The following is a 23,269-nucleotide window of genomic DNA, read 5'->3' on the forward strand; positions in this document are numbered from 1 at the left end:
CACCCACCGCCACCGGGCGACCGTTCAAGGGCCGACCGTGACGGTTGGGGCACGCGCCCGTGGACGGCGCGCGGCGGCATCGCTAGGGTGCGCGGCTTCATGGACCGCCCCTTAGTGATTTCCACCCTGGAACAAGCCGTCAAGGCCCGGCCGATGCCGCGCCACGTGGGCATCATCATGGACGGCAACGGGCGATGGGCGGAGTCCCGAGGGCTGCCCCGGCTGGAAGGGCACCGGGAGGCGACGTCGAGTGTGCGTGAAGTGACGCGCACCGCGCGCCGTCTGGGCATCCAGGCGCTGACGCTCTACGCGTTCTCGTCGCAGAACTGGGCACGTCCGGCGGAAGAGGTCGCCGGATTGATGGACCTGCTCCGGGAGTATCTGGAGCGCGAGCGCTCCGAAATCATGGACAACGGCATCCGCCTCAACGCCATTGGAGACGTGGACCGGCTGCCGCGCTACGTGCGTGATCCGCTGGACCGGCTCCGGGCTGACTCCGCGCACAACACCGGCATGGTGCTGTCGCTGGCGTTGTCCTACGGCGGGCGGGAGGAAATTCTCCACGCGGCGCGGCGGCTGGCCGAGGCCGTGGAGCGTGGGGAACTGGCGGCGGGACGGTTGGAGGAGAGCGACTTCGAGCAGTTCCTCTGGACGCAGGGACTGCCCCCGTTGGACCTGATGGTGAGGACCAGTGGGGAGCTGCGCGTGTCCAACTTCCTGCTCTGGCAGATGGCGTACGCGGAGATGTGCTTCACCGACGCCTTGTGGCCGGACTTCCGTACTGACGAGTTCCTCCGCTGCGTGTCGCAGTACCAGCAGCGTGAGCGCCGCTTCGGCCTCACGTCCGCACAGGTGCAGCGGGAGGACGCTCCTCAGCAGGCCAAGGCGTGAACGACAAGAACCGAAACCTCGTCATCCGCGTCGTTTCCGCGGTGACACTGCTGCCGCTGGTCCTCCTGCTGCTGATCCTCGGTGGTTACTGGAGCGCGGCCCTGCTGGGCGCCGCCGCCGCCGCGTGCGTGGGTGAGTACTACCTCATCGTCCAGAAGCGCCTGACGGTGGCCTCCTGGGTCGGAATGGCCTTCGCCGCGGTGTTGCCCTTCCTGCCGTTGCGGGACGCGGAGCGCACGGGCGAGACGGCCTTCTGGCTCACCATCGTCTTCGCGTTCTTCGCGTGGATCTACCACCTCTTCAAGGGGCCACTGGCGGAGGCGCCCACCCGCACGGCGCACCTGGTCAACGGCTTCCTCTACGGCGCGGTGGGCCTCACGGCCGTGTCCGCGCTGCGCCTGTTGCCCGACCACGGCATGGCCTGGGTCATCTGCGCGCTGGTCATCACCTGGGCCAATGACACCGCCGCCTACTTCTTCGGGCGGTTCCTGGGGAAGCACAAGCTCTACCCGGAGGTGAGCCCCAACAAGACGTGGGAGGGCTTCTTCGGGGGCATGCTGGGCTCGGTGGGCGGTATGTTCATTGCCCGGCAGTTCTTCTTCCCCGTGTTCACGGTGTGGGACTGCGTGCTGCTGGGCATCGCCGGCGGCATCCTGGGGCCGGTGGGCGACCTGTGTGAGTCCATGCTGAAGCGGGCTTACGGGGTGAAGGACTCGGGCTTCCTCATCCCCGGGCACGGTGGCGTGTTGGATCGCATCGACGCGCTCCTGTTCAACGCGCCCCTGGTGTTCGTCTACGTGCAGTTCGTCCGGGGCCTGCTGCCCTAGGGACCGCCCCTTCCGGCTGCCCGTCTGCTCGGCGGGCCCGGTTGCGCGTTGTCCGCCTGGGCGCCCACGATTACTGTTGCGCCCATGCTCCAAAACATCGGGTTCTTCGTCATTCTGCTCGGCGTGCTCGTCACGGTGCACGAGCTTGGCCACTTCCTGGTGGCGAAGGCCTGTGGTGTGAAGGTCCTGAAGTTCTCCATCGGCTTCGGACCCAAGTTGATCGGCTTCACCAAGGGCGAGACGGAGTACCAGATTGCCCTGCTGCCGCTGGGCGGCTACGTGAAGATGGCGGGGGACATGCCCCACGAGGAGCTCAGCCCGGAGGAGGCCAGCCGGGGCTTCCTGGCGCAGCCCCCATGGAAGCGCGGCCTCATCGTGCTGGCGGGGCCGGCCTTCAACCTCATCTTCCCCATCCTCGTCTATTTCTTCGTCTTCCTGGGCCCGCACCAGGCCACCTCCACCTACGTGGGAACGGTGAGCGATGGCATGCCCGCGCAGGCCGCCGGCATCCGCCCTGGAGACCGCATCCTGTCCGTGGATGGCGAGCCGGTGCGCACGTTCAACGACATGCGGGAGGCGTTCGTCGGCCGCTTCGAGCGGCCCGTCTCCATCGTCCTGGAGCGCAACGGTCAGAAGCTGACGCTGGACGTGACGCCCACGAAGAACGTGGAGACGTCCCCCATCGACACGGTGGAGCGCGGCTCCATTGGCGTGGAGGCCGTGTCGAAGCCGCCCATCGTCGGCGTGCCGCCGGGCTCGGTGGCAGAGCAGGCCGGGCTGCGGACCTTCGACCGCATCCTGGCCGTCAACGGCGTGAGCGTGGAGACGGAAGCGCGCTTCCAGCAGGAGATGGACAAGCACGCGGAGGGCACGCCCCTGGAGCTCACCCTCCGGCGCATGGACTCCGTGGCGGCGGGCGTCGTGACGGGGCGGGTGCCCTCCGTGCTGAAGCTCACCGTGCCGAAGCAGCCGGGCGTGGGGCTGGCGACAGTGGGCGCGGAGACGTCCGACCTGTACCTGGCCACCGTGGCGCCGGGGAGCGCGGCCGAGAAGGGCGGCCTGCGGCCCGGAGACCGCATCATCGCCCTGGATGGCGAGAAGCCGGAGTCCTTCGTCAAGTTCTCCTCGAAGCTGAACGCCCTGAAGGAACGTTCCTTCCAGCTGACGTGGCGGGGCGCGGACGGCGAGCGCACGGAGACGCTGGCGCAAGCGCCGCTGAAGACGGAGGACGAGATGGGCACGGCGAGCTCGCCCATCGTCCTGGGCGTGCGCAACTGGGTGCTCTCCGCGGCGGACATGCCGGTGCTGGACGAGGTGACGGTGCACCTGGGGCCGGGCGCCGCGCTGAAGCAGGCCGCGCTCATCGTCCCGAAGATTGTCGGGCAGATGGTGCGAGTCCTCGGCGGGCTGCTGGTGGGCTCGGTGCCGATGAACACCGTGGGCGGCCCCATCATGATGTACCAGCTGGCGTCGAAGAGCGCCGAGCAGGGCCTGGACAGCTTCCTCCACTTGATGGCGCTCATCTCCATCAACCTGGGGGTGATGAACCTGTTGCCCATCCCCGTGCTGGACGGCTTCCACCTGCTTTCCGCCGCCTGGGAGGGAATTCGCCGCCGCCCCATCCCTGTTCGCGTCCGCGAGGTGGCCAACATGGTGGGGCTCGCGCTGCTCGTCCTGCTGATGCTGTTGGCAGTGACCAACGACATCACCCGCTAGAGGACGCATGCGAGGAATCGCCGTTTCCGGACTGCTCTGCTTGGGTTTCACCTCCGCGTGCGCCTCGCGCGCGGCCAGGCCCGACCCGGTGGAGGAACCCGTCCGCCCGTCGAAGTCGCCGAAGTCCCGCGGTGGCTCGCCCGGCGTGGCGCGGCGCGAACAGATGCCGCGCTCGTACCTGGGCGAAGGGTTGGCCTCGTTCTATGGCCCCGGCCTGCACGGGCGGCCCACCGCGAGCGGGGAGCGTTTCGACCAGGAGGCGATGACGGCCGCGCACCGCAAGCTGCGCTTCGGCTCGTGCCTGCGCGTGGTGAACATGGAGAACGGCCGCGCGGTGAAGGTGCGCGTGAATGACCGGGGGCCCTTCATCGACGGGCGCATCGTGGACCTGTCCAAGGGCGCCGCCCGGAAGCTGGACATGCTGGACAAGGGCGTGGTGCGCGTCCGGCTGTACCGCTGCGAGGACCGGGTGTCGGAGATTCCGCAGGCAATGTGGGCCGCGCCGGTGTAGTGAGCCGTCCCATGTTTCTCTCGCTGGACACCTCGACGTTGACGTTGTCGCTGGCCCTGGTGGAGCGAGCGCCGGATGGCGCGCTGCGCACGCTGGAGCACGTGGTGGTGGGGCCGCCGCGGAAGCAGAGCGAGCTGCTGCCCGGCATCGTCGGGGAACTGCTTGAACGCCATGGCGCCACGCTGCCCGCCCTGGAGGGGTTGGTGGTGGGCCTGGGGCCGGGCTCCTTCACGGGGCTGCGCATCGGCCTGGCGACGGCGAAGTCGCTGGCCTATGCGACGAAGCTGAAGGTTGCCGGGGCCTCGTCGCTGGCGGCGGTGGCGCTGGAGGGGCCCGAGGGCGTGCCGCTGTACTGCCTGGCGGTGGCGCGCAAGGACGACCTGTACCTGGGGGCCTACGTGCGTCAGGGCGGGACGGTGGAGCCGCTGGAGCCGGAGACGGCCATGTCACCCGCGGAGGTGGCCGCGCGCATGGCCGCCGAGCCCCGGGCCGTGGCGCTGGGGCCCGCGCTGGTGGACTACCGTGCCGCCCTGGAGTCGCAGGGCGTGGCGCCGCACCGGCTGCTGGCGGCGCCGACCTTCCCGTCGGCGGTGGCGCTGGCGCAACTGGCGCGCTTCCCCGAAGAGCAGTCGCTGGAGGCGCTCTTCGCCATGGAGCCGCACTACGTGCGGGCCTCGGAGCCGGAGCGCAACCCGAAGTTCCCGCCGCTGCCCGGGCCGGCCCCCACCGCACGGTTGAAGGAAGACTGAGCCGCCTCGTGGTGCTCGCGCTCCCGGCCTCCAGTGGCGTAAAGGACGCGCCATGAGAGACGACTTGACGATTGGCGTGGTGGGCGCGACGGGCGTGGTGGGCCGCGAGGTGCTCGCCGCGCTGTACGCGCAGGACGTGCCCGCCGAACAGGTGCGCGTCTTCGGCTCCGAGCGCTCCAAGGGCATGGAGGTGGAGTACGGCGAGGACTCGCTCGAGGTGGAGCAGGCGACGCCGGACGCCTTCCGGGGCGTGAAGCTGGTGCTGCTGGCCACGCCCGCCGAGGCCTCTCGCAAGCTGGCTCCGGCGGCGCAGGCTGCGGGCGCGTGGGTGGTGGACGCCAGCAATGCCTTCCGGGGGGACGGCAATGTCCCCATGGTGCTGCCGGGCTTCAACACGGACGTGCTGGGCGCGGGCTTCACCATCAAGGGCCGCATCGTGTGTCTGCCGGGCGCCGTGACGACCGCCGCGGTGCACGTGGTGGAGCCACTGCGGAAGGCCTTCGGCGTAACGCGCGCGCAGGTGACGGCGCTGATGGCGGCGTCCAGCGCGGGTGTGCGCGGTGTGGCGGAGCTGGAGAAGCAGACCGCGGACCTGTTGTCGGGCCGCGAGCCGGAGCCGCACGCCTTTCCCCACCGCGTGGGGTTCAACCTGGTGCCCCAGGTGGGCGGCTTCATGGTGAATTCACCCTGGACGGAGGAGGAGGGCGGCTGGACGCTGGAGGCGGCCCGGCTCTTCTCGTCCAAGGGGGATGTGCCCGTCATCGCCGGGACGGCGGTGCAGGTGCCGACCTTCTACGGCCATGGCCTCACCCTCAACGTGCAGCTCAAGAAGGCGGGCCCGGTGGAGCAGGTGCGCGCGGCCCTCAAGACGTCCGGGGCCTTGAAGGTGTTGGATGTGCCCGGTGAGCGTGTGTACCCCATGCCCATGCTCGTCACGTCCGACCCGGCGGTCCATGTGGGCCGGGTGCGCGCATTCCCCCAGGCGCCGGAGTGGGTGACGCTCTTCGCCTCGGTGGACAACGCCAGCCGGGGCGCCGCCCTCAACCTGGTGGAGGCCGGACTCCGCCTGGCCGAGCGCCCCGCCTGACAATTTGGCAAAGCCTCCGTGGCCGTCCTGCCTGTTTGGCGCGGCGAGACGGCCCTCCCGGAGTGACGCCCAGCGGACGGGAATACGTTTCATGTGGCCTCCCGCTTGCTAGCCTGGGCGTACCCATGCGCCTCACTCTCGTTGGCCTCTTGCTCTTCGCGTCGACTGCCCTGGGGCAGACCGTGACGTTTTCAGCCACGGGCGACATCATCCAGAACGACCAGATTGTCGTCTCCCAGGCGAACTGCGGCTTGGACCGCACGGTCAACTGGACGCGTGTCGCCGGCAATTGCGACGTGCTCCACCTCTGGCTCTCGAACGAATCGAGTTGCACGGGGGCGCCAGGGGCGGGCGACCTGTCGCTCGAAGAGATCGCGGTAACGGATACTCGGCTGACGGGGACGGTGACCTTCAACGCATCCGAGGCATTGGCGGCGGACGGCGCTACTTGCGACTCGCAGACGGCAACCAAGACGTTCCGCCTCTGTGCCACCACCAAGCGACTGGGAAACCTCGGCGGTTGCGACGAATCGTTCGTTTCGATTGGGACGCCCTCCATCAGCTTCATCTATGACCCGGAGCCTCCCGCGGTGCCGGAGGCTCCGAGCGTCACGGGGCTGGATGCCGCGCTGAGTGTCTCCGTCAAGGTGCCGAGCGATGCGGTGTTCATGGAGGTGCAGGTTCTTCAGTTAGTCCCGGGCGGGGACGGTGGTGTGGGCGCGGGTGAAGTGATTACGACGAAGCGTCAGGTTTCGTCGAACACGGTCTTCCGCATGGCTGACGGGATCGAGAACGGCATCGAGTATGCCGTCCAGGCGATTGCCATCGACAGGGCGGGTAACCAAAGCGAACCTTCGCCCACGGCGACAGGGACGCCCGTTGCGAGCAGCGGATTCTATCAGGGGTACCTTGATGCTGGCGGCGCCGAGACGGGTGGCTGCGCTGCGGCGGGTGGTGGCATCACGGGATGCGCGGTGCTGGCGTCCCTCGGAATCTGGCTGTCGTCGAGGAGGAAGCGGTCATGAGTCGGGCATCGGCCCTGGGAGTCGTGGCGCTGCTCGCCACACTGCCCGCCTGGGGACAGGAAGCGGTAGTGATGGAGGAGGAAGTCTCGCTGCGTTCGCCGCGCACGGGCGGCATCCAGTTTCGCATGGGGGGCTACAAGCCCCTCATTGACGAAGAGCCTGGGCTCACTGGCACGCCATACGAGGACTACTTTGGTGGCGAGTCGCTGCTGACGTTCGAGGTGGAACTCCAGCGGTACTTCTACCAAGGCGTGGGTACGGCGGGAGTGGGCTTCTCCGCAGGCTACGGCGAGAAGTACGGCTCGGCAAAGCTGGCCTCGGGAGTAGCCGCGGCGGAGCGCACGGCGCTGCGCCTGATTCCCCTGAGCTTCAACGCCTTCTACAAGTTCGACTACGCCGCATTCGAATGGGGCATCCCGCTGGTGCCCTACGGCAAGCTGGGGCTTATCTACACGCCCTGGTGGATTACCAAGGGCACGGGGACCGAAACCGCGGGCGGGAATCGGGGCTCGGGCGGACGCTGGGGCTGGGGCGCGACGGGTGGCGTGGCCTTCATGCTGGACGTGCTGGAGCCGCGCTTCGCGCGCGACTTCGACTCCGACCTGGGCGTCAACCACAGCTACATCTTCGCCGAGTACACCTATGCGGATGTGGACAACTTCGGCGGTCCGGGGCTGAACCTGTCGAACCGGCGCTGGATGTTCGGACTGGCGCTGGACTACTAAGCGGCTCATGCCGCTCATTCCGCGCCGCCCTGGGTCCATTGTCGCGCTTCTCCTGATGATGGTCGCCGTGGGCCCCTGGGCCTCCGGCTGCCGTCGCGCGGTGCGGCCGGACCTGGGGCAGGACCGGACGGTGGAAGCGGGTGTGCCGGTCGACCTCGGCTCGCAGCGCGAGGACGCCACCGCCGTCACCTGGGACTTCGGTGATGGCAGCGACGCCCAGACGGCGCCGTGGGTGTCCCACGCCTTCTCCCGAGCAGGCGCGTATACCGTGCGCGCCCTGCACGAAGGAGGAGAGGTCGGCCGCGTCCAGTTGACGGTGGTGCCTCGGCCAGTGCTTCGCGCGGTGCCCTCCAGCGCACGCACCGTCATGTGGCTGCCCGAGCTGCGGGGCCATGTGGACCCGTTGATGGACTTCTACGCGCGGCTCGTGGGGCCGGAGAACGCGCGGCGGGCCGTGGAGTCATCCCCGCTGCTGCCGCTGCTCTTCGCGGACCTGGAGAACGGCACCGGGTCGGTGGTGGACCCCGACGAGGGCTTCGGCTTCTTCCTGCTCCCGGAGTTCGACGGCGTCGTGACGCTGCTGGGCATCACGGAGCCGGAGGCGGCACTGAACGCTGTCGCCGGCGAACTGGAGCGGGCGGGGCACGGCGTGATGCCGCAGCCGGACGGCTCCGTCACCGTGGAGCCCGCGTCGGGTGGGCCTCCGATGTTGCTCTTCGAGGACCGGGGCTACCTCTATCTCGCCGTGCCGGAGGGGCTGGAAGAACCCGACGAAAGCGAGCCTCAGCAGGCGCAGGTGTTGGCCATCCCCGACGCGGAGGTGGCGCGCCAGGCGGTGCGAAGCCTCACGGGGCCAGGCATCTCCGAGGATGTGCTGCTGACCGAGTTGCGAGGGAAGGTGGCGAACGGCAGCGTGTACCTCTTCTCCGGGCAGCATCCCGGCGTGGCGCCTGATGAAGACGACGCTCACCCGATTCGGGGCTTTGCCGCGTCGCTCGCGGTGAAGCCGGAGCAGTTGGACCTGGATGGCTTCCTGTCCTCCTCGACACCGCTGTTCCAGGGTGCCCTCGCGCCCGCGTCGGCGTTGCTGAAGGACGCGGAGCTGGGGCCCATCGCCGCGGCGCAGATCTCCGTGCCGCCCGAGGAGCTGGCTCGGCTGGCGTTCGGTGCGCCGGGCTCCGAACGTCGTGAGCGCATGGTGGCGTCCTGGCGTCGTGAAGGACTGGACGTGGAGGCGTTGCTCAAGGCGCTGCGCGGCGACGTGGTGCTGCGCGCGTACTTCGACATCCCGGCCTTCTTCCGCAACTTCATCCGGAACAAGCGGCCCGACATCAAGGGCTCCATCGTGGTCGAAGCGGGGCTGACGGCGTCGGAGCCAGTGCGGGCGCTCGTGCAGAAGCAGCTGGAGGACTCCGTGCTGCGCTACACGACGCAGCAGGAGGCGAATGGCACGCTCTTCCGGACGCGGATTCGGGAGCAGCCGGTAGAGCTGCGAATCATGCCCGAGCGCGCCAGCCTGCAGGCGGGGGAGCTGCTGCAGGGCCGCCCTCGCGGGGACGTGGGCGCCGAGCTGCGGGAGCGCTTTGGTGGCGAGGCCTTCAGCTCGGGCCACGTGTCGGTGATGGTGGACCTGGGCCGGCTGCGCGCGGACCTGCGCGCTGCGGAGAAGGTGCCCGGCGTGCCCAGCATGTTGCTCGGGGCGACGAAGGCGCTCTCGGGAGCGCTGCTGGACCGGATTACGCCGCTGGACTCGGGCTTCCTCGACTTCAGCCCGGTGGAGGGCGGTGGTCGGCTCAAGGGGCGCCTGTCCTTGCGCGCGGCGCAGGAGGCCTCGCGTTGAGCGGCGGCACGGCGGACACCGGGTGCCTGCGCATCACCGTCCTCTACTTCGCAGCGGCGCGCGAGCGCACCGGACAGGTGCGTGAGTCCCTGGACGTGCCCGAGGGCTCGCACGTGCGGGACGTGTTGCGACTGTTGACCGCGAGGTACGCGGCGCTGGCGCCACTCCTGCCGCACCTTCGCGTGGCCGTGGACCAGGAGTTCGTCGGTCCGGATGCCCCGGTGCGTGATGGGGCGGAGGTGGCGCTGATTCCACCCGTGGCGGGAGGCGCACCGGAGAAGTTCCTGGTGGTGGACCGTCCCCTGCGGCTGGAAGAGGTGGTGGAGGCCGTCACCGGGGAGTCGTACGGCGGGCTGGTGACGTTCAGCGGCTCCGTGCGCAACCAGACGAAGGGCCGCCGCGTGTTGCGCTTGGAGTACGAGGCCTACGCGCCCATGGCGGAGAAGAAGCTGGCGGAGATTGGCGCGGAGGCCGCGGAGCGGTTTCCCGGCGTGCGCCTGTCCATCATCCACCGCGTGGGAACGCTGGTGCCCGGTGAGCTGGCCGTCGTCATCGCCGCGGCGTCGCCGCACCGGAAGGAGGCGTTCGGTGGCTGCGAGTACGCCATCGAGCGGCTCAAGCAGGACGTCCCCATCTGGAAGAAGGAGTTCTTCGAGGATGGGGAGGTCTGGGTCGGCCTGGGGCCCTGAAGCGCCGCCTCAGCGGACGCGCAGGAAGGCGGGGACCGTGACGTCGTCACCGCCGTCGGGCTGCGTGCCGAGCTCTTCATCCGTGAGCGGACGCAGTGGCGTGTCCAGGCCCATGGCCTTGCGGCGCTCGGCTTCCTTGTCGGCGGCCATCTTCATGGCGCGGACCTTGGATTCCTCCATGCGCTGGGGCGTGGGGCCCGCGATGAGGAAGCCCACCGGCAGGCTGAGGAAGAGCATGCTCACGATGATGAGCCAGCCGAAGTCCTTCCACTGGAGCCGGTTGACCTGCTCCTTCACGACGGAGCCCTGGATGCGCAGCGAGAGCTGGCCTTCCGAGATGCGAAGCGTCATGCCCTCCGCGAGCTCCACCGTGGTGCGTCCGTCGTGCTGGCGCAGGTCCGTCGGTGGCACGGCGGCGTAAGAGTCGCCTTTGATGGCGCGCTCGGCACGCGCCGCGGGCGGCAGGTGGATGCGCCAGCCCTGAGCGGTGCGCTCGGCGAGCAGGAACGGCTCTTCGGGCAGGGTGAAGCCGTAGAGCGGCAGCGGCGCCGTCTCGTCTGGGGCGGCGTGGACGTTCGAATGCTCCGGCCCATAGCTCCACGCCTCGGACAGATTGTTGCCCCAGTACAGCTCACAGAAGAGTCCACCGCCCGCCTTGGTGTTCATCGCGGGGGGAAGCATAGGGCCTTGCATGGCTCGCGGCTCCTTCATCGAGCAGGAGACGTCTTCCGAAAGACGGCCGACGCCCGGTTGGTCCCTGGACAGCCGGGAGGCGGGCGGGGTTCCGTCCCAGGCGCGAAAGACGGAAACCACCGCCGCGCCGCGGGAGCAGGCCCCCGCGGTGCGGTCTTGGGATGCTTGCTAGGGGGCGTCGGAGCTTTCCGCCAGCGCGGGTTCCGTCAGGACGCTTTGACGGCTCCGGAGGCGCTGAAGCGCCGTCAACGTCACCCCTGCCATCAGGGACGCGTATCCCACCAGGGGCCACGCTGTGTCGCCGTCCAGCAGGACAACCATCAGGGTTCCGAGGATGCCGACGATGAGGCTCTGGATGCAGAAGTAGAGCGCGACCGCCGTTCCCGCCACATCGCCAAAGGCCTGGAGTGCGCCATTCGCGGTGACGGAGACGGAGAACACGATGCCGGCCGCGATGAGCCACATCGGCGCGACGAACGTCCAGAACGACGGCGTTGCCAGGAGCTGTCCGGCCGTCAGGAGCCCCGCACCGAGCAGCAACATGCCCATGCCCCGCGTGAGGCTACCCGCCAGCCCCCAACTCCCCACGAAGCGCTTCGCGAAGCGGGTCGTCAGAATCATCGCGAGCGCGGCGGTGGCGAAAGCCAGGCTGAACCCGAGCGCGGAGAAGCCGGCCTGACCGATGAGCACCCGGGGCGCCGTGGAGAAGAACACGAAGAAGGAGCCCATGGCCGCGCTGAAGCCCAGGGTGTACGTCCAGAACGTGGCGCTGCGCAGGATGTGCCGGAACGCAGGACGCGGCTGGAGGCCCTGTGTCGGGCGCGTCTCGTGCCACCGTGGCAAGGCTTGCAGCAGCGCCGCCGTGGCCAGGACTCCGAGCGTGATGAAGATGGCTCGCCATCCCCAGTGCTGCATGAGCAGCGCCCCCACGATGGGCCCGAGCGCGGGGACGAAGGCCAGCATGGCGCTGAACAGGCTGTAGAGGGTCGCGCTCTCGGGGCGCTCCGCATAGACATCTCGGACCGTCGCGAACGTGGCGACGAGGGCCGCGGATGCCCCCATGGCTTGGAGGAGCCGGAGGCCGACGAACATCGCGGCATCCGAGGTTCCCGCGAGCAGGAAGGACGTGAGCGCGAACAGGAGGGCGCCCGTTAGCAGGACTCGGCGCCGGCCGATGCGGTCGGAGACCGGGCCGAACACAATTTGCCCGAGCCCGAGCACCGCCATGTACAGGCTCAAGGTGAGCTGGACGATGGCGGGGGAGGTGTTGAGGATTCCGGGCATCGCCGGAACGACAGGCAGGTAGATGTCCATGGCCAGTGAGGCCAGGAGGTCGAAGGGAGCCATCAGCAACAGCGCTGCTGGCACGGAGTGATTCCACGACGGGGATTTGAAGTCAGGCACGATTGCATCCGCACAAATGAGGAACATCTGGCGGCGCTCTGCCTCTCCACGGGTACCGGGATGAGCTTGGGCAGATGGCCGCGGCAACGGTTGACGTGTCGCCGCGGCTCACTCATCTGCGGATACGGTGCTTCCCATCTCGCTGGCTCCCATGCGGCGCGTCTGCGCTCGAAGGTCGGGGCTGGGTGTCGCAATCACGACGGAGCTGAACAACCGTCCGCCGTGACGGGACGGGACGTCAACGCAGAGCCTTCCTGACACGAGGTGCAGCGCGCGGTGGCGGATGGCGTGGCCGCCGGGGACTGGCGCCATGGATGGGGCAGGGGCTCGGCTTGTGGTGACTTCTTCCTCGAGACGGGAGGCGTGCCAGATGCTTCGTCAGGGCGGAGGTGTCACGGCAGGGGACGCCGTCGCGGCGCTGGATGGAGCTGTGGGCGAATCCACAGTCGTGGGTGCTCCGCTCGAGGTCTGGCCTGTCGAAGGCGCCGCGCCTGGAGTCGCTCCAGGGAGAGCCGAGCTCCCTCCCGCTTCGGCCTCAGGGGGTGTTGCGCTCACAGCGCCCGGCGTCGCTTCCCGCCCAGCGCTGGCGCCGGGTGCGGCTGCGCCCGATGCATTGGTTCCAGCAGCTGCCGCGCCAGGGGCAGCACCAGTTGCTGCCTGAGTCCCCGCGTCGACGCCGCCAGCGGTTGAGCTTGTTCCTGCGGGGATGGTGCCAGAGGGAGTGTTCGTGCCCGTCGTTGCGCTGGCTCCAGTGCCGGGGACGGTTTTCCCAGCCGGGCCGGCATCCGGGCCGCCGTTCGTAGCGGCCGTTCCACCAGGGCCGGTACCCGTCGCGGACATTCCAGCAGGACCGGACCCAGTCGAAGTACCGGCAGCGGCTGTCCCGGCAGGATTGGCCCCTGTCGTGCCGCCCCCTTTCGCCGGCGCGATAGAGGCAGGCGAGGGGACCGCACCCTTCGCGGAATCCGACGCCGCGGGCGGAGGCTGTGCTGCTTCTGCCGTCCCCGCATCCTGAGCCGGCGATTCCTCCATGCCGAACCGCGCCGGCAACGCGCGCCGAATCTCCGCGGTCGCCATCAAGACCACGGCCACGGCGATTCCCAGGAACCCCACCGTCTGCGCCACCGTCTCCACGCGAGGGGGGATCCGCCGGCCGCTCGCCGCCTCGACCAGGAGCAGCACCACGCGGCCACCATCCAGCCCAGGCACGGGCAGCAACGTCAACAACGCCAGCACCACCGACGCGGCCACCAAGGTCCGCAGCAGGGCATCCGTCCCGGACGACATCGCATCCGCGGACTCCTGCCGCACCAGCGCTCCGGGGCTCGCCGCGTCCGCGCTCTCCAAGCCGTGCTGCATCATCCGCTTCAACATCGCCACGCCTTCCGCGGCCACCTTGACGGTGTGCGTGAACGAATGACTCAGCGCCTCACCCGCGCCGTGCGCCTTGTAGACGTACTGCTGGCTCACCCCGATGCGGCCCGTGCCTCGCTCATCCGGCCGGGGCCGCACCATCACCGAGCGCGCATCACCGCCGCGCTCCACGCCCAGCTCCAGCGGGACACCCGGCGCCGCGCCTACCTTCTCCACGAACTCCGACCAGCTCCGCAGCGGCTGTCCCGCGACCATGACGATGCGGTCCCCCGGCAGCAGCTGTGCGCGCGCCGCCTCCGAGCCTGGCTGCACCGTCCCCACCGTCAGCGGCACCACCACGTGCGTGCCCGACGTGTACAGCGCGAACAGGACACCCAGCGCGAGCGCATAGTTGGCCAGCGGCCCCGCCAGGATGATGAGGATGCGCAGCAGCGGCCCGCGCGCGGCGAAGCCCGCGGCCTCGTCCGCGTCCGCACGGTGCGGGTTCATCCCCTGCAGGTGCGCCGTGGCGCCCAGGGGCACCGCCGCCACCACGTACTGGGTCCCCCATAGACGGAAGGACACCAGCGGTGGACCAAAACCGAACACGAAGCGGGGCACCCGCACACCGAGCAACCGCGCGGCGACGAGGTGCCCCAACTCGTGGAGGGTCAGCAGGCCTCCCAGGGCGAGCAGGACGAGCGCGTAATGCATCCTCCCGCGCCGCTCCTAGAGCTTCCGCCGCTGTCCGGTCCGCTTGTACGTGACGTAGTCGGACAGGATGGTGTCGTGGTCGAAGCACAGGTCCTTCGGCAGTTCATCTACGCGGAAGGCGCGGGCCTCGGCCGCGTCGTCGGCGCCCTGCGGTTCACCCTCGGCCGAGCCGATGTAGACAGTAGAGATGTTGTGCTGCCGAGGATCCCGCCGGGGGTCCGAGTACGTGAAGAACTGCTCCGACAGCTTCACGTGAAGTCCCGTCTCTTCCAGGACCTCGCGCACGGCGGCGACGTCGAGCGGCTCGCCCTCATCCACGAAGCCACCGGGCAGCGCCCAGCCAACAGGCGGATTCGCACGCCGGATGAGGATGATGCGTTCACCAGGCAGCTCGATGATGCAGTCCACGGTGGGCTTGGGGTTGCGGTATTCGGGCATGACCCCCAGTCTACCCGCTGCCGTCACGCCCGCACTTCCTAGATGCGTGCCGTGGGGTATGGTGCGCGCCGTGTCTACTCCGAGACGCCATCGCCTTGTCCTCTCCGGCCTGCTCCTGGCGTGCCTGGCGGGCTGCCTGCCCCGCGTCCAGGAGCCGGGCGATTACGTCTTCGAGCCCGTCGAGGTGCTTCGCGACGACTGCGGTCTGCTGGAGACCAACCGCAACCAGCTCTACGGCACCCTGCAAATCAGCGGGCGCGTCGTCCGCCTGGACTTCGGTTTCCTGGACAGCCACCTCGTGGGCTATTTCCTGGAGGACGGAGACCACTTCTCCATCGACGGGAGCGTGGTCAAGGCCGCCGCCGAGGTGAACGGCCAGGAGTGCCTGTTGGACCAGGTCAACATCCACATTGACGGTACGACGCAGTGCGAAACGCAGTTCAACGGCGTGCTGCGGGTCCGTTACGACACGCGCCGCCCCGACGAATGCGTCTGCGAGATGTGGCTGCGCTACGAGGCCGTCAAGGAATCGAAGCGCTGCGACACGGAGGGTTGAGACGCGCGCCCCGGGTTCCTAGAACAGGGTGGCATTGTCCACGCTGGAGGAACGCATGGCGGCTTCGAAGCATGAGATTCACTCGGTCCTGACGGAAGCACGCGTCTTTCCGCCGCCAGAGGCGTTCGCCCGGCGCGCGCACATCCGGAGCATGGAGCAGTACCAGCAGCTCTGGGACGAAGCCGCGAAGGACCCTGACAAGTACTGGGGCGACCGCGCCCGCGAGGAGCTGTACTGGAAGGAGCCCTTCCAGACGGTGCTCGACTGGAAGCCGCCGCACGCGCGGTGGTTCGTCGAGGGCAAGACGAACCTGGCCTACAACTGTCTGGACCGGCACCTGGCCACCCGCAAGGACAAGCCCGCCATCCTCTTCGAGGGGGAGCCGGGCGACCGCCGCAGCCTCACGTACGGCGAGCTGTCCACCGAGGTGAACAAGCTGGCCAACGCGCTCAAGTCGCTGGGCGTTCGGAAGGGTGACCGGGTGGGCATCTACCTGCCCATGGTGCCCGAGGCCGCGGTGGCCATGCTGGCGTGCGCTCGCATTGGCGCGGTGCACTCGGTGGTGTTCGGCGGCTTCTCCGCGGAGGCGCTCCACGAGCGCATGAACGACGCGGGCGCGAAGGTGCTGCTCACCGCGGACGGCGGCTGGCGCAAGGGCGCGGTGGTACCGCTCCTGAAGAACGTGGAGGCGGCGCTGCCGAACATGCCCACCATGGAGAAGGTGGTGGTGCTCCGCCGCACGGGCAGCACGCTGGCGCTGTCCGGGCCCAAGCTGGTGGCGTGGGACACGCTGGTGAGCGGGCAGTCCGCGGAATGTGAACCGGAGTGGGTGGAGAGCGAGCACCCGCTGTTCATCCTCTACACGTCGGGCTCCACTGGAAAGCCCAAGGGCGTGCTGCACACCACGGGCGGCTACGCGGTGAATACGTCGCTCACCACGCGCTGGGTGTTCGACCTGCGCGAAGACGACGTCTACTGGTGCACCGCCGACGTGGGCTGGGTGACGGGCCACTCCTACGTCGTCTACGGCCCGCTGATGAACGGCGTCACCACCGTTCTCTACGAAGGCGCGCCCACCCAGCCGGGGCCGGACCGCTTCTGGGACATCATCGAGCGGTACAAGGCCACCATCCTCTACACCGCGCCCACCGCCATCCGCGCCTTCATGCGCCTGGGCGAGGAGCCCGTGCGCAAGCACGACTTGTCCTCGCTGCGTCTGCTGGGCAGCGTGGGCGAGCCCATCAATCCCGAGGCGTGGATGTGGTACCGCGATGTCATCGGCGGGGGCCGCTGCCCCGTGGTGGACACGTGGTGGCAGACGGAGACGGGCTGCATCATGGTGTCGCCGCTCCCGGGCGCCACGCCGACGAAGCCCGGCTCGGCCACGCTGCCGCTGCCCGGCATCCACGCGGAGATTCTGGACCGCGAGGGCAACAAGGTGCCGCGAGGGCAGGGCGGACTGCTCTTCGTCACGCGCCCCTGGCCCTCCATGTTGCGCACTGTGTACGGCGACCCGGACCGCTACGTGCGCACGTACTTCAACGAGCTGCCCGGCATGTACTTCACCGGCGACGGCGCTCGCACGGATGCGGATGGGTACATCTGGCTGATGGGCCGCGTGGATGACGTGGTCAATGTCGCCGGCCACCGTCTGGGCACCGCGGAGGTGGAGAGCGCGCTGGTGGCGCATGCAACCGTCGCGGAGGCCGCCGTGGTGGGCCGTCCGGACGACTTGAAGGGCACCGTGCTGGTGGCCTTCGTCACCCTGAAGCAGGGCAACACGCCGTCCGACGCGCTGAAGAAGACGCTGGCCGCCCACGTGGGCCGCGAGATTGGCGCCATCGCCCGCCCGGATGAAATCCGCTTCGCGGAGGCGCTGCCGAAGACGCGCTCGGGGAAGATCATGCGCCGGCTGCTGCGCGACGTGGCCGCGGGCAACCAGGCCTCCGGGGACACCACCACCCTGGAGGACCTCAACGTCCTGGCCGCGCTGAGGCAGAACGACGACTGACGGACACTTGCTCGCACTTCAGGGCAGGGGGCGTCAAAATCAACCTCTGCCCTGGGGTGAAAAAGCAGGATTCGTCGTTTTTGGCCCTGGAAATGCGTGTCTGTCTGGGTGTCTTGCGCCTGTTTCAGCCTACGCAGCACATCCGGTCGAATCGGAACAAACGAATACAGCGGAGTCGTCAGGGTAGGCAGGTTGACACTGGAAAGATGCAGAGGCATTAAATGTGCCGCTCGCCCCCCTCCCCGCGCGCCGCGCCTCTCGTTGACAGCGCGACCTTTCCCCCTGGACGTGCTTCATGGATTTCCGAGCTCAACTCGACTCGCCGCTCTTCACCCACTTCATCTCCCATTACTCGCAGCCGACGGGGCCTGACCTGCTGGGTCGGACGGAACCCTTCTTCGAGTGGCAGGAGTCGCGGCGGCAGGCGGGCCTGTGGCCGTACTCGCGAAGCCTGAAGGCGGCACCGAAGGCGGAGTGTGGTGTCCGCAGCGAGACGGGGGCGGCGCGCCAGGGGCTGAACTTCGGTTCGCAGGATTACCTGTCGCTGTCCACGCACCCGGCGGTGGTGGAGGCGGCCCAGCGGGCCATCCAGGATTACGGGTTGCACAGCGCGGGCTCGGCGATGCTGGGGGGCAATACGACGCCGTCGCTGATGCTGGAGAAGGCGCTCGCGGAGCACCTGCAGACGCCGCACGTGGCGCTGTTCTCCACCGGCTGGGGGGCGGGCTTCGGCGTCATCGCCGGGCTGGTGCGTCCAGATGACCACGTGGTGCTCGACGCGCTGTCGCACGCGTGCCTCCAGCAGGGCGCCGCCGCCGCGACGACGAACGTGAGCCGCGTGCCGCACCTCAACAACCGCGCCATGCGGCGCAAGCTTCAGGAGATTCGCGCCCGCGACACGCAGAACGCGGTGCTCGTCGTCACCGAGGGCCTGTTCTCCATGGACTCGGACGTGCCGCGGATTGAAGAGCTCCAGTCCATCTGCCGTGAGTACGGCGCGGCGCTGCTGGTGGACGTGGCCCATGACTTGGGCGCGATGGGTCCCCGGGGTACGGGCAGCCTGGGCGTGCAGGGCCTGCTGGGGAAGGTGGACCTGGTGGTGGGCGCCTTCTCCAAGACGTTCGCGAGCAATGGCGGCTTCGTGGCCACGCGCTCGCCGGCGGTGCGCCAGTTCATCCGCATCATGGGCGGACCCCACATCTTCTCCAACGCGCTGCTGCCCATGCAGGCGGCGGTGGTGCTGGAGTCGCTGCGCATCGTCCGCTCGGAAGAGGGCGACGCGCTGCGCGCGAAGGCGCGGGAGAACATCCTGGCGCTGCGCGGAGCTTTCGAGGCGCGGGGCGTGACGTGTCTGGGCGAGCCGTCCAACGTCGTCCCCGTGCAGGTGGGCGACGCGAAGGTGGCGCGGCTGGCCTCGAAGAAGGTGTTCGACCGCGACATCTTCGCCAACCTGGTGGAGTACCCGGCCGTTCGCTTGCGCGAGACGCGCTTCCGCATGCAGGTGATGGCGTCCCACACGCTGGAGCAGGTCCAGCGGGCCGCCGACGGGGTGTGCGACTCCATCGACGAGGCCCGCGCCGAACTGGAGGTTCGTCCGGCCGCGACGCGCGCGTCCCGCCGCGACGAGCAGCGCCCGCAGGTGGAGCTGTAGCCTCCACGAGCGACCGCGTGGGCGCTCAGGTGTCGTCGAGGCTGGTGGCACGCAGGTGGGTGACGTCACCCCACGTCACCAGCCGCCACGCACCTTCGTGGTAGTCGAATTGGTTCCACCCGGCGTTGAGCACGGAGAAGGTGCGTGGCGCCGCGTGTGGAATCCCCAGGCTGTGACGGAACAGGAGGCTGAGCACGCCTCCGTGGGTCACCACCACCAGCCGTTCGCCCCGGTGGCGCGCGCCCAGCTCCTCCAGGCACTCCACCGCGTGGCGCAGCCGTTGGGACGTGCTCTCCCCGCCGGGGACGATGTAGTCCGGCGCGCCACCGGAGTACGCGGCGAAGACGTCCGGGTGCTTCTGGCGTGCCTCGTCCCGGGTGAGGCCTTCCAGGATGCCCAGGCCCCGTTCGCGCAGGCGGGTGTCGGACTGGATGGTGTGGCCTGTGCGGGTGGCGATGCGCCGCGCCGTCTCTTGCGCCCGCCCCAGGTCGCTGCAATAGAGCGCCGAGAATCGGACGGGCTCCAGGCGCGCGGCCAGGGCGTCTGCCTGGCGCAGGCCCACCTGGCTCAAGGTGCTGTCCTGATGTCCCTGGAGGCGCCCCAGGGAGTTCCACTCCGTCTCTCCGTGGCGGAGCAGGATGAACTCGGTCGTCATGGACTCAAGCGTCGCTTTGGCGCGTCGCCTGAGTCCAGCACTCAGCGCGTCCGCTCCAGGTGGGTGATGCCTTCTTCCAACAGCGCGGCCACGCCCCGCTTCACGACGTGCACCACCTTGTGGCTGTAGGCCGGCCCACCGTGCGTGTAGTGGCCGCTGACCTTGTGGTGCAGCTCCGTGGCGCCCCACACCAGCACCAGGTCCGCCCAGTCCAGGTCGCTGCGGGCGCGGTCCGCCGTGCGGCGTTCCGTGCCGTCCACCATCCGCAAGTCAATCTGGTGGCCCAGCTTCGCCTCCAGTTCCTCGCGCACCGCTGGCGAGCCGCCCACCACCACCACGCGGCGCACGCCGTAGCGCTGGCAGGTCTCCACGAAGGCGACCTCCGCGCGGCGGTTGGCCGAGCCGCCACAGCGCTCACAGTGCATCCGTGGCTCGACACGAATCGGCTCACGCCCGCTGGCCTGCGCGACCTTGAGGCACGCGCCGTCCGCGCACACGGAGAAGAAGCGCCCCGTCAGCAGCTCCGCCGCCTTGACCAGCTTGGGCTCGCTCATGCGCTGGCGGCCGGGGCGGGTGAGGCCCACTTCCTCCAGCACCGCGCGGGTGCGCGCGCGGGCCTCGGGCAGGGTGATGCCTCGCGCGGCCATCCACTCGTCGATGTCCCGGTCGGCGCTCATGACTTCACCCCTGTTCGGGAAGGGGCCTCGGGGAACAGCTCCGCCTGGAGGGCGGAAGGCGGTGAGCTGGTCGGCAGGCCCAGGGCCTCGCGCACCGGCGCGAAGCTGCGTCGGTGGATGGGCAGCACGCCCTTTTCACGCAGCACCTGCAGGTGCTGCGGCGTGGGGTAGCCCTTGTGCGCGGCGAGCCCATAACCCGGGTACTGGGCATCCAGCTCCGTCATCCAGCGGTCGCGCGTCGTCTTCGCCAGGATGGAGGCCGCTGCGATGCTGAGAGACAGTGCGTCCCCCTTGATGATGCCCTTCTGCGGCACCGAGCACTCCGGCACCGTGCGAGCATCCACCAGCAGGTGGTCCGGCTTCACCGACAGCCCCTCCACCGCGCGGCGCATGGCCAGCAGGCCCGCGTGGTAGATGTTGATGCGGTCGATCTCCTCCACCTCCGCGCGGCCCACGGCCCAGGCCACCGCGTCGCGCTTGATGGCCTCGGCCAGCGACTCGCGCTTCTCGGCGTCGAGAATCTTCTTCGAGTCATCCAGCCCCTTGAGCCGGAAGCCCTTGGGCAGCACGGCCGCGGCGGCCACGACGGGCCCCGCCAGCGGTGCCATGCCCGCCTCGTCCACACCCGCGATGTGCGTGTGGCCCTGCTCCCACAGCTCCGTCTCGAAACGGAGCAGCTTGCGCAGACGCTGGCCCTCCGCGCGGTGCTTCTCCTGGCGCGAACGGATGCGCCGGGCGAGCGCATGCGCTCCCGCGCGCGGGTCAGCGTCCAACGCCTCCAGCAAGCCGGCGGGGACGGAGTTGGCCTGGGTGACGAAGCGCGCGGTCAACTCAGACAGCGCACACTGAAGCAGCTGTTCCACGGTGTCTGCGGACATGATGAGGGCCCGGACCTACCTGGAACGTGTGCTGACAGGACCCCATGCGCAGGGACCTCGCGCACAGCGGCAACACATCCCCGCGGCCCCGTGCTCGGAGGAAGCCGACTGGAGGGCCCCCCTGGAAGCAGGGTGGGCCAGACGCGGGGAAGGCTGACGGGCGTCACGCATGTCACCAGCCGTACTCCATGGGGCGGGTGGAGCACAACCTCCCTCGCGTTCATTCAGATGAATCCATGAAACCGAGGTTGTCTCAGTGTCGCGCGGCGCGGGTCCTACGGATTGAGCTGGAGTTGGAGGGTGGCCGGCTCTGGCTGGCAGTTGCAGGCGTCACACACCCATTCCACCTGCTGGGCCGCGGACACCTTGGCGCCCGCGGTGGCCATCACTCGCACCACGCTGGGCGCGAGCGATTCGTTGATGGCGGTGCTGACGCCCTGGTCGTCTGTCACGCCGGTGATGCTCACGTTGGAGGTCACGTTGGTGCCGGTGACTGTCGCCCCGCGCACGCGCGCGCCCTCCGCCGAAAGCACCTCCACCTTCAGCGACACCAACTCCGCCTGGCAGTCGTCCACCGCGCGCTCCATGCGAGGCGCCTGGTCACATGCCGCGAAGAGACCGAAACCGATGAGCCACGAAAACCAGCGTGCGCGAACCATGCCGTGAAGGGTGATGCTGGCGTGCGGGCGCGGCAACGTCTGTATCAGTCGGAAGTCGGAGCCACGCGTTCACTCGCGAAGCGTGCCGCTGCCGTGTCTGGGTAACGGTGTAGCACGTAGCGGTAGACTTCTTCCGCGCGCGGCGCGTCGTGCATCCGTTCGCCCAACACACGCGCCAGAAGTACCAACGCACGGGGCGCGGTGGGCTCATCGGGCGCCGTGTCTGCCGCGGATTCCAACGCCGCTACCGCCAGTGGGAAATTTCCTTCCACGGCCGCGGCCTGTCCGACGAACAGGTGATGCTCGGGGGGCACACGCAGCCGCGATTGCTGCCGCACGGTGGCATACAGCGACATCGCGAGTGGAACATCGCGGGCGTTCACCGCGGCCGCCAGTGCCTCCAGGGTGTCGTCGTTGGAGGTTCCCGTCTCGGCGGCGGTGGCCGCTGCTCCGGTGAAGGGAATGGGACCGGCTTCGCGCAGGGGCGGCGCCATGCGGCTCGGTTGTGCGTCGCCCAGCACGGGGCCCAGGTAGTCTTGCTCGAGGCCATACCCCAGCGCATCGCCCCGCGTGTACAGCAGCAGCCCCACCACGTGCGCGGCGGTGAAGGGGATGATCAACGTGACGGCTTCGGCCAGCACGCGTGAGATGACGAAGAGGTTCAGCACGCGCAGCAGCAACGCCACCCCGTGCGTCATGAGGTGGAGGACGCCCAGGCCCATCAGCGTTCCCGCGACCAGCGTGTAGTCCCGGCCCAGGCGGCGGACGATGCGAAGGGTTCCGGGCACGTCGAACAGGGTCAGCAGGGGCTGGCGCGCGGCGGTGATGAGGAGCGCCGCGGGCAGCCAGAGGACGCCGAGCAGCAGCAGGCCGATCAGCACTGGGTCCACTGTCAGCAGCCCGGGGGTGTCCAGGCCCCGAATCCACGCGCCGAGCGCCGAGCGCCCCTCTTGGAGGAGCGGGCGCAGCACGGTGACGTAGAGGAACGCGGGCATCCAGACGATGGCGAAGGTCACCACGCCGCGGAGGCCGGGGAGAACCGCGTCATGGAAGTAGTCGCGGTAGTCGGGCGAGCGCAGCGCCGTCTCGCCGCGGGCCGAGTCCCGCGCGAGCGTGAAGAAGGTGCCCCAGAAGACACCTCCGTAAATTGTCAGCGGGATGAGGGCCGAGAAGGAGATGGCCAGCTCCACCAGCCACCGGAGCGCCGCCAGGAAGACGCTGACCGCCACCATGACCTGCAGGCCGGACGGGGTGAAGACGTAGCGCCACGCGCCCTTGAGCCGCTGCGCCACGGACACCCGGCTGCGCGAGGTGAGCAGGGTCTGCGCCACGTCGCCGCAGCGCTCGCACGCCACCAGCTCCACCGTCTGGGCCCGTCGACCCACCACGCAGTCGGGGCAGAGCGTTTCGTTGCACCTCTCGCAACGCCACCCGGCCACGGCGGTCCGATGCCGCTGGCAGCGGGGAAGGGGCGCATCCGGTGGAATGATGTTGGGCGATGAGGGGCTCATGGCCCCCAA

22 protein-coding genes are annotated in these 23,269 nt (G+C 69.2%); 13 read left to right on the forward strand and 9 right to left on the reverse strand.

Features of this window, described 5'->3' with window-relative positions; translation table 11 throughout:
- Positions 1-99 precede the first annotated feature (99 nt).
- From OZ403_RS13065 to moaD, 10 genes are all read left to right on the forward strand, one after another.
- On the forward strand, positions 100-891 hold the full coding sequence (locus OZ403_RS13065) for an isoprenyl transferase (RefSeq protein WP_140789957.1): 792 nt from the start codon (positions 100-102) through the stop codon (positions 889-891).
- The gene (locus tag OZ403_RS13070) at positions 888-1,718 is read left to right on the forward strand and encodes a phosphatidate cytidylyltransferase (RefSeq protein ID WP_140789959.1); all 831 of its coding nucleotides are present in this window, start codon (positions 888-890) and stop codon (positions 1,716-1,718) included. The genes OZ403_RS13065 and OZ403_RS13070 overlap by 4 nt, the downstream gene beginning before the upstream one ends.
- Positions 1,719-1,802: 84 nt before the next feature.
- A complete protein-coding gene (gene rseP / locus OZ403_RS13075) occupies positions 1,803-3,434 on the forward strand; it encodes an RIP metalloprotease RseP (RefSeq protein WP_268784341.1) in 1,632 nt (543 codons plus the stop codon).
- A 7-nt stretch (positions 3,435-3,441) separates the two neighbouring features.
- On the forward strand, positions 3,442-3,945 hold the full coding sequence (locus OZ403_RS13080; RefSeq protein ID WP_140789963.1) for a septal ring lytic transglycosylase RlpA family protein: 504 nt from the start codon (positions 3,442-3,444) through the stop codon (positions 3,943-3,945).
- 11 nt (positions 3,946-3,956) lie between these two features.
- Entirely contained in the window at positions 3,957-4,694 is a 738-nt protein-coding gene (tsaB, locus tag OZ403_RS13085) for a tRNA (adenosine(37)-N6)-threonylcarbamoyltransferase complex dimerization subunit type 1 TsaB (protein WP_268784342.1), read from the forward strand.
- Positions 4,695-4,746: 52 nt separating this feature from the next.
- Positions 4,747-5,781 (forward strand): aspartate-semialdehyde dehydrogenase, encoded by a 1,035-nt coding sequence (locus OZ403_RS13090; protein ID WP_140797974.1) that lies wholly within the window; start codon positions 4,747-4,749, stop codon positions 5,779-5,781.
- 125 nt (positions 5,782-5,906) lie between these two features.
- The gene (locus OZ403_RS13095) at positions 5,907-6,806 is read left to right on the forward strand and encodes an MXAN_2561 family MXYO-CTERM-anchored protein (RefSeq protein WP_140797975.1); all 900 of its coding nucleotides are present in this window, start codon (positions 5,907-5,909) and stop codon (positions 6,804-6,806) included.
- On the forward strand, positions 6,803-7,531 hold the full coding sequence (locus tag OZ403_RS13100) for an MXAN_2562 family outer membrane beta-barrel protein (protein ID WP_140797976.1): 729 nt from the start codon (positions 6,803-6,805) through the stop codon (positions 7,529-7,531). The genes OZ403_RS13095 and OZ403_RS13100 overlap by 4 nt, the downstream gene beginning before the upstream one ends.
- 7 nt (positions 7,532-7,538) lie before the next feature.
- Positions 7,539-9,371 carry a PKD domain-containing protein gene (locus tag OZ403_RS13105; RefSeq protein WP_268784343.1) on the forward strand — a complete coding sequence of 611 codons (1,833 nt, stop codon included), beginning with the start codon at positions 7,539-7,541 and terminating at the stop codon, positions 9,369-9,371.
- A gap of 26 nt (positions 9,372-9,397) precedes the next feature.
- On the forward strand, positions 9,398-10,060 hold the full coding sequence (moaD, locus tag OZ403_RS13115; protein ID WP_140800666.1) for a molybdopterin converting factor subunit 1: 663 nt from the start codon (positions 9,398-9,400) through the stop codon (positions 10,058-10,060).
- Between the two features lie 9 nt (positions 10,061-10,069).
- On the opposite strand, the gene OZ403_RS13120 is transcribed toward moaD, so the two are convergent.
- From OZ403_RS13120 to OZ403_RS13135, 4 genes are all read right to left on the reverse strand, one after another.
- Positions 10,070-10,873, reverse strand: a complete 804-nt coding sequence (locus OZ403_RS13120; protein ID WP_268784344.1) for a hypothetical protein — start codon at positions 10,871-10,873, stop codon at positions 10,070-10,072.
- A gap of 48 nt (positions 10,874-10,921) precedes the next feature.
- Positions 10,922-12,184, reverse strand: coding sequence for a CmlA/FloR family chloramphenicol efflux MFS transporter (gene cml / locus OZ403_RS13125; RefSeq protein ID WP_442929773.1), 1,263 nt, complete (start codon positions 12,182-12,184; stop codon positions 10,922-10,924).
- Between the two features lie 351 nt (positions 12,185-12,535).
- Entirely contained in the window at positions 12,536-14,224 is a 1,689-nt protein-coding gene (locus tag OZ403_RS13130; protein WP_268784345.1) for a site-2 protease family protein, read from the reverse strand.
- 15 nt (positions 14,225-14,239) lie between these two features.
- Positions 14,240-14,662 (reverse strand): NUDIX hydrolase, encoded by a 423-nt coding sequence (locus tag OZ403_RS13135; RefSeq protein ID WP_268784346.1) that lies wholly within the window; start codon positions 14,660-14,662, stop codon positions 14,240-14,242.
- Between the two features lie 61 nt (positions 14,663-14,723).
- Between OZ403_RS13135 and OZ403_RS13140 the strand changes: the two genes are divergently transcribed.
- The 3 genes from OZ403_RS13140 (at position 14,724) to OZ403_RS13150 (ending at position 18,880) form a co-directional block, all read left to right on the forward strand.
- Positions 14,724-15,218 (forward strand): hypothetical protein, encoded by a 495-nt coding sequence (locus tag OZ403_RS13140; protein ID WP_140796433.1) that lies wholly within the window; start codon positions 14,724-14,726, stop codon positions 15,216-15,218.
- Positions 15,219-15,273: 55 nt separating this feature from the next.
- Positions 15,274-17,229, forward strand: coding sequence for an acetate--CoA ligase (acs, locus tag OZ403_RS13145; RefSeq protein WP_268784347.1), 1,956 nt, complete (start codon positions 15,274-15,276; stop codon positions 17,227-17,229).
- A 295-nt stretch (positions 17,230-17,524) separates the two neighbouring features.
- Positions 17,525-18,880 (forward strand): aminotransferase class I/II-fold pyridoxal phosphate-dependent enzyme, encoded by a 1,356-nt coding sequence (locus OZ403_RS13150; RefSeq protein ID WP_140853915.1) that lies wholly within the window; start codon positions 17,525-17,527, stop codon positions 18,878-18,880.
- A gap of 25 nt (positions 18,881-18,905) precedes the next feature.
- On the opposite strand, the gene OZ403_RS13155 is transcribed toward OZ403_RS13150, so the two are convergent.
- From OZ403_RS13155 to OZ403_RS13175, 5 genes are all read right to left on the reverse strand, one after another.
- Positions 18,906-19,535: a histidine phosphatase family protein gene (locus OZ403_RS13155; protein WP_140789982.1), complete on the reverse strand. Its 630-nt coding sequence runs from the start codon at positions 19,533-19,535 to the stop codon at positions 18,906-18,908.
- Positions 19,536-19,576: 41 nt separating this feature from the next.
- Positions 19,577-20,212 (reverse strand): hypothetical protein, encoded by a 636-nt coding sequence (locus OZ403_RS13160; RefSeq protein WP_268784348.1) that lies wholly within the window; start codon positions 20,210-20,212, stop codon positions 19,577-19,579.
- Entirely contained in the window at positions 20,209-21,090 is an 882-nt protein-coding gene (locus OZ403_RS13165; protein WP_268784349.1) for a ribonuclease HII, read from the reverse strand. The genes OZ403_RS13160 and OZ403_RS13165 overlap by 4 nt, the downstream gene beginning before the upstream one ends.
- A 275-nt stretch (positions 21,091-21,365) precedes the next feature.
- The gene (locus OZ403_RS13170; RefSeq protein WP_140789988.1) at positions 21,366-21,785 is read right to left on the reverse strand and encodes a carboxypeptidase regulatory-like domain-containing protein; all 420 of its coding nucleotides are present in this window, start codon (positions 21,783-21,785) and stop codon (positions 21,366-21,368) included.
- Between the two features lie 8 nt (positions 21,786-21,793).
- A complete protein-coding gene (locus OZ403_RS13175) occupies positions 21,794-23,260 on the reverse strand; it encodes a tetratricopeptide repeat protein (RefSeq protein WP_140789990.1) in 1,467 nt (488 codons plus the stop codon).
- Positions 23,261-23,269: the final 9 nt, after the last annotated feature.

It is taken from the genome of Myxococcus sp. NMCA1 (assembly GCF_026810205.1).
Classification (GTDB): domain Bacteria; phylum Myxococcota; class Myxococcia; order Myxococcales; family Myxococcaceae; genus Myxococcus; species Myxococcus xanthus_A.

Coding starts and splice junctions, on each gene's coding strand:
- OZ403_RS13065 (WP_140789957.1), top strand. CDS start 100: ATGGACCGCCCCTTAGTGATTTCCACCCTGGAACAAGCCGTCAAGGCC.
- rseP (WP_268784341.1), top strand. CDS start 1,803: ATGCTCCAAAACATCGGGTTCTTCGTCATTCTGCTCGGCGTGCTCGTC.
- OZ403_RS13080 (WP_140789963.1), top strand. CDS start 3,442: ATGCGAGGAATCGCCGTTTCCGGACTGCTCTGCTTGGGTTTCACCTCC.
- tsaB (WP_268784342.1), top strand. CDS start 3,957: ATGTTTCTCTCGCTGGACACCTCGACGTTGACGTTGTCGCTGGCCCTG.
- OZ403_RS13090 (WP_140797974.1), top strand. CDS start 4,747: ATGAGAGACGACTTGACGATTGGCGTGGTGGGCGCGACGGGCGTGGTG.
- OZ403_RS13095 (WP_140797975.1), top strand. CDS start 5,907: ATGCGCCTCACTCTCGTTGGCCTCTTGCTCTTCGCGTCGACTGCCCTG.
- OZ403_RS13100 (WP_140797976.1), top strand. CDS start 6,803: ATGAGTCGGGCATCGGCCCTGGGAGTCGTGGCGCTGCTCGCCACACTG.
- OZ403_RS13105 (WP_268784343.1), top strand. CDS start 7,539: ATGCCGCTCATTCCGCGCCGCCCTGGGTCCATTGTCGCGCTTCTCCTG.
- cml (WP_442929773.1), bottom strand. CDS start 12,184: ATGTTCCTCATTTGTGCGGATGCAATCGTGCCTGACTTCAAATCCCCG.
- OZ403_RS13130 (WP_268784345.1), bottom strand. CDS start 14,224: ATGCATTACGCGCTCGTCCTGCTCGCCCTGGGAGGCCTGCTGACCCTC.
- OZ403_RS13135 (WP_268784346.1), bottom strand. CDS start 14,662: ATGCCCGAATACCGCAACCCCAAGCCCACCGTGGACTGCATCATCGAG.
- acs (WP_268784347.1), top strand. CDS start 15,274: ATGGCGGCTTCGAAGCATGAGATTCACTCGGTCCTGACGGAAGCACGC.
- OZ403_RS13150 (WP_140853915.1), top strand. CDS start 17,525: ATGGATTTCCGAGCTCAACTCGACTCGCCGCTCTTCACCCACTTCATC.
- OZ403_RS13155 (WP_140789982.1), bottom strand. CDS start 19,535: ATGACGACCGAGTTCATCCTGCTCCGCCACGGAGAGACGGAGTGGAAC.
- OZ403_RS13160 (WP_268784348.1), bottom strand. CDS start 20,212: ATGAGCGCCGACCGGGACATCGACGAGTGGATGGCCGCGCGAGGCATC.
- OZ403_RS13165 (WP_268784349.1), bottom strand. CDS start 21,090: ATGTCCGCAGACACCGTGGAACAGCTGCTTCAGTGTGCGCTGTCTGAG.
- OZ403_RS13175 (WP_140789990.1), bottom strand. CDS start 23,260: ATGAGCCCCTCATCGCCCAACATCATTCCACCGGATGCGCCCCTTCCC.